Here is a 5,625-nt window from a genome sequence, read left to right as displayed (position 1 = left end):
CCTTGCAGCAGCCGTGAGGATCCATGAACGAGAACGAGACCAAGGTCATCGTGCCGTCGAGGCCGGGCGTGGCTCCGGGACACCCGCGTCGACGGGCCGTACGAGTCCGGACCGTGGGAGTCACCGCCGTGGCGCTGGCCGCCGTCGCGCCGTTCGCGCTCTCCGGCTCGGCGTCGGCGCAGGTGGAATCCCGCGGGCCGGTGAGCTCGCAGTGGTCGACGCAGACCGTGGCCCCCGGCGTCCAGGTGCGCACCGGCACGATCCGGAACGCCGCTGCCGTGCCCACGTGGACCGTCACGGTGCAGGCCCCGACGACCAGCCGTCTCACCGGTGCCGCGACCTGGGCCGAGGTGGGTCCGCGGTCCTGGGCCGACGAAACCGCCGCGCGCTTGCGGGCCGCGGGTTTCCAGCCGCGTACCGAGGCCGTTCGATGGCCGCGGTACGCCGACACCCCGCACGGCACGATGGGCCTGCGCGTACGTGTGGGCTCCTACGCCGACCGGGCCGGGGCGCAGGCCGTCGCAACCTCCGTCAGCGCGGCCGGGTTCCACGCCGTCGCCGAGTGGACCGGATACGAGACCGAACAGCCCGCGGACGTGGAGAACATCCATGTCGCGGTGATCGATCCGCGGAAGTTCTCGGGCACCGTGGCGGGCACCCACGACGGCAACGTGGCCCAGCGCGAGACCACGTCGTCGGTGGCCGCGAAGCTCGGCTCGCTCGTCGGCGTCAATGCCGGCTTCTTCGTCACCGCCGATGCCGACGGCGTCCAGGGCACCCAGTCCGGAATCGCCGCGTACGACGGGCAGTTGGAGTCGATGGCCGTAGGGTCACGCGCCGCCCTGATCGTCGAAGACGGAGGGCAGCGCTTCCGAGTCGCGGACCTGACCTCGACGGTCACCGCCCGTTCGGGCGCGTCGAGTTACGCCGTGGAGGGCATCAACCGGGTCCCCGGCACCGTACGGGACTGCGGGCGTCCCGGCCTGACGCCGAGCTCGCTGCCCTGGCAGGACGTCACCTGCCACACCAGCGACGACCTCGTCCAGTTCACCCCGGCCTTCGGCGCGGCCCTGCCCAGCGGCGCCGGTGCCCAGGCAGTGCTCGACGCGACCGGTCGGGTCGTGTCCACCGGCACCCGGGGCGGCCGGGTCCCGGCCGGTGGCACGGTCCTGCAGGGAATCGGCACCGCGGCGGACTGGCTGACCTCGCACGCCACGCTCGGACAGCGCGTCCCGGTCACCGAGGTCGTACGGGACATCGAGGGCCGTCGTGTCCGGCTCGGGCAGGGCGACAGCATCGTCAGCGCCGCGCCCACCCTGGTCGAGAACGGCCGTGTCAGCATCGATGCCGCCACCGAAGGAACGCTCGACCCGAAGGACCTCTCGTTCGGTTACGCCTGGTCCAACATCCGCCAACCGCGCACCATGGCGGGCATCGACGCGCGCGGCCGTCTCCTCCTGGTCACCGTCGACGGCCGCCTCACCGGTGGCAGCGAGGGATTCACCTTGCAGGAGGGCGCCGAGTTCATGCGCTCGCTCGGCGCGGTGCAGGCCCTCAACCTGGACGGCGGCGGCTCGACGGCGATGGCGGTGAACGGCAAGCTCGTCAACGCTCCTTCCGACGCGACCGGTGAGCGCGCTGTCGGTGACACTCTGCAGGTCCTGCCGCAGCCGCGTACCCACTAGGGGCTGTCCGTCTTCCGCTGCCGCGGAAAAGAGTTCGGCGCGGATGTCGAGAACCGGGTGACGGCTCCGTCCCAGGGGCAGAGGCGACCACCGTGGTCGCCCGGTTCCGAGGAGGCCCGCCATGACGAACGACCGGATCACCGAGATCCTCCAGCGCCCGCTCAGCCAGGAGCTGCTTGCCCGTGACCTGTGCCGCCTGGCCTACGTGGCCAAGGACGGGACACCGCGCAGCATCCCGATCGCCTTCGCCTGGAACGGCAAGGAGGTCGTGATGTGCACGTCGAAGAACGCTCCGAAGCTGGCCTCGCTCCGTCACAACCCGAACGTCGCCATCACCATCGACACGGAGGTGCACCCGCCCAAGATCCTGCTCGTCCGCGGAACCGTCGAACTCGACGAGGTCGAGGGCATCCCCGAGGAGTACCTGGAGATGAACGGCTCCTACGGGATGACGGCCGAGCAGCGGGTCGTGTGGGAGGCCGAGGTCCACTCGCTGTACGACGGTATGGTGCGCATCGTGATGACACCGACGTGGGCGAAGCTGATCGACTTCGAGACGACCTTGCCCAGTGCCGTCGAGGAACTCGTCCAGCAGCGTGCGGAGCGGCAGCGGCGCGATGGCGACGGTGTGCGCTCCGAGGAGCCGGGAATGTCGACCTCGTGACTCACTCCCGTTCGGCGATGGCGACCCGGCCCGAGCGCAGCGCCGTACGGCCCCGGACGCTGGACTCCAGGCGATCCGCGATGGCCAGCAGGTCCTCGTCGGAGACGACTCGCAGCCCGTACTCGCCGAGGAGAGCCGCCATCCTCTGCGGCTTCCACAGGGAACGCCACGGCTCGCCCGCCGTCACCGAGCTGCTCAGGACACGCGCGACCAGTCGGCCCGCGGACGCCTTCACCGACGGGCTCTGGTAGTTGAGGACGAGGGTGCTCCCCTGCGCCGAACGGTCGGCGAATGCACGTACCGTGGCCCGCACTTCGCCGCGTGTCAGGTAGGGGACGACCCCTTCCCAGAGCCAGGTCGTCGGCACGGACGCGTCGTGGCCGGAAGCCTCAGGTGCGCTGCCCAGGTCGTCGGTTGCGAAATCGACGGGAGTGAAGTGCAGGGAACGAGCCAGGACGGGCGGTGCGCCCGCCATGGCCAGGCGTTCCTGCTTGTCCTTCTGTGAGGCCGGGTGGTCGACTTCCCATACGTCCGTGTCCGCGAGCTCGGGCAGCCGCCACGCACGCGAGTCCAAGCCGGCGCCGAGCACGACCAGTTGGGGAGTTCCGTGGCTGCGCAGCGCGTCGTCGATCGCGACCGTGCGCGGCACGACGACCTCCGCGCAGGCGCGCACACTCTCGTAGGTCGCGCGGCCCTGCCAGCCCGTGGGGGGAGTACCTGCGCGCACCTCGTCCACGGGGGCCTGCTCAGGGTGCCGCAGCAGTCGTACAGCCACCGCGTCTGCGAAGCGGCCCACCGCGAGCCTGCCGTCGGCTGCCGCCCGCCCCTGGCAGACCAGGACCGCCGTTCGGCTCGCCGCGCGTTCGGTGTCAGTCATGAGCGGTAGTCAATACCATCCGCGGGGGAGTCGAGGCGCACGCGTTCTCCGGGGCCGCCTGACAGCGGTCGATGAGCAGGCGATGTACTCACCCCTATGTTCTTCACCCCCGAACCTGTCGTGCCGGACTGGCCGAACTGCGGTGACGGCGTCATCGACGGAGACCGCACAGGCTGCAACGGGCGCTCTGTCGCCCCGTATTCGTCCTGCCTGGCGCACCTCTCCGACGTCGACCGCGAGGCACACCTGGCGAGCCTCGACGCGGGCGACGACATCGACTACCGGGGTACCACCTTCACCGGCGAACTGCTCGACCAACTGCTCGACGCCCTCAAAGACCCTGCCACGCATCACCCTCGTCTCGGCGACGTGCGCTTCGCGTCGGCCACGTTTGCCGACGACGCCGACTTCGGGTCGGCTGCGTTCACCGGCGACGCCGATTTCGAGGCGGTCACCTTCGCCGGCACAGCCCGCTTCGTATCAGCCACTTTTGTCGGCCGCGCCTGGTTCAACCTGGCCACTTTCAGTGGCGAGGCGCAGTTCGACTCGGTGGCCTTCACCGCTTACGCCGGCTTCGAGTCGGCCACTTTCGTCGGCCTCGCCCGGTTCCACTCGGCCACCTTCTCCAGCAACGCCGACTTCCTCCTGGCCACCTTCGCCGACTCCGCCGTGTTCAACTCGGCCGCCCTTACTGGCGTCGGGTTCCGGGCAGTCACCTTCACCGGCGACGCCTGGTTCCACGCGGCCACTTTCATCGGCGACGCGAGGTTCGCGTCGGCCAAGTTCAACGGCACCGCCCAATTCCGGTCGGCCACTTTCGCCGGTAGCGCCGATTTCGGAGCGGCCGCCTTCAACGGCAACGCCCGGTTCCACGAGGCTGCCTTCGCCGGTGAAGCCCGTTTCGAGTCGGCGTCTTTCACCAAGGACGCCTGGTTCGACTCGGCCACCTTCTCCGGCTTCGCCTGGTTCGAGGCGACGAGCTTCAGCGAAGACGTCGACCTCCGTGCGGCGGTGTTCGAGCAAGCGGGGGAGGTGGGACCACTGGTCTGCGGGAAGACGGTGCTGCTCTCGGGGGCGCGGTTCAGCGAGCCGGTGACGCTGTCGATCGCGGCCCGGCGCCTGGAGTGCCTCCGGACGCGCTGGGCATCGACCGCCACACTGCGACTGCGCCATGCCGACGTCGACTTCGCGCATACGGTCTTCGAATACCCCCTGACCATCACCGCCGAGCAAGCCCCCTTTCCCAACTCCCGCGGACATCGCGGCTCGGTGGTGTCGGAGGATCTCCTTGCTGACACAACCGGCCCCGGAGCGCGGATCACTTCCTTGCGCGGGGTGGACGCCGCTCACCTGGTGCTCGCCGATGTCGACCTGTCCCAGTGCCTGTTCACCGGGACCGTCCACCTCGACCAGATCCGTCTGGAGGGCGACTGCACCTTCGCTGGTGTCCCCGCCGGCACGCAGTGGCGGCGCATGCGCCCTCAGCGGTTCACCCAGCGTGGCACGCTTGCCGAGGAACACCATTGGCGCTCCCGTCGGCCGAGCGCCGTCGCGGGCTGGCAGCAGCCCCTCACTGGCACCGGGCACGTCGACCATGTGGGGCCCGCGCAACTCGCCCCTGTCTACCGGGCGTTGCGCAAGGCGTTCGAGGACAGCAAGAACGAGCCGGACGCGGCGGACTTCTACTACGGCGAGATGGAGATGCGCCGTCACGATCGCCACCGGCCGCGCGCCGAACGCGCTCTCCTCTCCGCCTACTGGGCGCTGTCGGGATATGGACTGCGCGCCACCCGCGCCATGGTGTGGTTGCTGCTCGCGATGACCGGCACGCTGCTGGCGATGATGCTCTGGGGTCTGCCCGCCGACAGTTGGAAGCCGGAAACGGTCGCCAGTGTGACCAGTCGGCAGGTTCGGCTGCCTGCAGGGAAGCCCGACCCGGTCAACCCCACCAACGCCCTCCACGAGCGGCTCTCCACCGAGCGTTTCGAGAAGGGCCTCCGAGTGGTGGTCAACTCGGTGATCTTCCGCTCCTCCGACCAGGACCTCACGACCGCCGGCACCTACACCGAAATGGCCTCCCGCCTCACCGAACCTGTCCTGCTCGGCCTCGCCGCCCTCGCGATCCGGGGACGCATCAAGAGGTAAGCGGAACCGACCAGTGCGATGGCCTTGGCCTCAGCGATGGATAGCCGCTCGGCCACGGGGGCGTCCGGGATGTCATTCCCCGGACGCCCCCAGCGGACTTCAGGTCGTGGCTGCTCGCACCAGATCCGTCAGCAGTAGAGGTTGCTGCCGGGGGTGACTCCGAGGATGGAGGTGATGCGGTTGTAGGCGTCCACGCGGCTTTGGACCTGGGCGGGGTTGCGGCCGTCGCATTCGAGGGAGCCGTTGATGGAGCG

At 69.8% G+C, this 5,625-nt stretch carries 5 protein-coding genes; 3 read left to right on the top strand and 2 right to left on the bottom strand.

Annotated elements, in window-relative coordinates:
• Positions 1-23: 23 nt before the first annotated feature.
• Positions 24-1,685: a phosphodiester glycosidase family protein gene (locus tag ACWDR3_RS47055; protein WP_450358839.1), complete on the top strand. Its 1,662-nt coding sequence runs from the start codon at positions 24-26 to the stop codon at positions 1,683-1,685.
• Between the two features lie 121 nt (positions 1,686-1,806).
• Complete coding sequence (locus tag ACWDR3_RS47050) at positions 1,807-2,349, top strand: pyridoxamine 5'-phosphate oxidase family protein (RefSeq protein WP_450358838.1); 543 nt, start codon at positions 1,807-1,809, stop codon at positions 2,347-2,349.
• A 1-nt stretch (position 2,350) separates the two neighbouring features.
• Here the strand turns inward: ACWDR3_RS47050 and ACWDR3_RS47045 are convergent, their stop codons facing one another.
• Entirely contained in the window at positions 2,351-3,226 is an 876-nt protein-coding gene (locus tag ACWDR3_RS47045; protein WP_450358837.1) for a class I SAM-dependent methyltransferase, read from the bottom strand.
• Positions 3,227-3,322: 96 nt separating this feature from the next.
• Between ACWDR3_RS47045 and ACWDR3_RS47040 the strand changes: the two genes are divergently transcribed.
• Positions 3,323-5,371 carry a pentapeptide repeat-containing protein gene (locus tag ACWDR3_RS47040; RefSeq protein ID WP_450358836.1) on the top strand — a complete coding sequence of 683 codons (2,049 nt, stop codon included), beginning with the start codon at positions 3,323-3,325 and terminating at the stop codon, positions 5,369-5,371.
• A gap of 128 nt (positions 5,372-5,499) precedes the next feature.
• Here ACWDR3_RS47040 and ACWDR3_RS47035 read toward each other — a convergent pair.
• On the bottom strand, positions 5,500-5,625 hold a 126-nt coding region (locus ACWDR3_RS47035), incomplete at its 5' end, for a glycoside hydrolase family 19 protein (protein ID WP_450358840.1).

The organism is Streptomyces sp. NPDC001002 (assembly GCF_053599215.1).
This window is presented reverse-complemented; position numbering and strand designations above follow the sequence as displayed.

What these genes read in the sequence shown, in the direction of transcription:
- ACWDR3_RS47050 (WP_450358838.1), top strand. Translation starts at nt 1,807, where the DNA reads ATGACGAACGACCGGATCACCGAGATCCTCCAGCGCCCGCTCAGCCAG.
- ACWDR3_RS47045 (WP_450358837.1), bottom strand. Translation starts at nt 3,226, where the DNA reads ATGACTGACACCGAACGCGCGGCGAGCCGAACGGCGGTCCTGGTCTGC.
- ACWDR3_RS47040 (WP_450358836.1), top strand. Translation starts at nt 3,323, where the DNA reads ATGTTCTTCACCCCCGAACCTGTCGTGCCGGACTGGCCGAACTGCGGT.
- ACWDR3_RS47055 (WP_450358839.1), top strand. Translation starts at nt 24, where the DNA reads ATGAACGAGAACGAGACCAAGGTCATCGTGCCGTCGAGGCCGGGCGTG.